This window comes from Frankia sp. AiPs1, from assembly GCF_023716945.1.
In the GTDB taxonomy this organism is placed as follows: domain Bacteria; phylum Actinomycetota; class Actinomycetes; order Frankiales; family Frankiaceae; genus Frankia.
On sequence record NZ_JAMQQF010001192.1, the window covers coordinates 1 to 528 of the forward strand.

1 pseudogene is annotated in these 528 nt (G+C 79.2%); it reads left to right on the plus strand.

Annotation, left to right across the window (positions count from 1 at the left end):
• Window positions 1-162 precede the first annotated feature (162 nt).
• Window positions 163-528, plus strand: a pseudogene (locus ND748_RS33595) (hypothetical protein); the annotation flags it as partial.

A 528-nucleotide genomic window follows, 5' to 3' on the forward strand; every position in this document is an offset into this window, starting at 1 on the left:
GCTCGCCCCCACGCGGGGCCGGCCGCAGGACGCGGGCGGCGGCGCTGGTGCGTCGACGCGGCAGCCTCGCCGTGCCGAGACCGCCGGGTCCGCCGGGATCCGCAGCATGTCGAGATCGGAAGACCTCGACACGAAGTAAGACGATGAGGGAGGAACCACCCGATGTCAGTGGACCCGAACGCGGCCCCGCCGGACCCGGCGCCGATCACGCCGCCGGTCGGCGCGGCGCCGGCAGCCCCTGGCGGGGACCGACCGTCCTCGCCCGAGTCGCGACGGCCGACCAGCGCGCCCGCGCTGAACGGCCACAGCCCCGCCGCGTCCCCTTCCCCCACTGCCTCCCCTTCCCCCGCCGCGTCGGCCGCCTCCGCTCCAGAGCCTTCCCGGCCTCGTCCGTCCTCGGTCGCGGCGAGCGAGGGTGCGTCCGGCGGGGCGGGGGGATCCGAGTCGGCGGAGGCGTCGAACGCCCGGGAGCGGGCGGCGGGGGGCGCCGCCGAGGTGCGCGAGCGCGTCAGCGGCGCGGCCGCGACC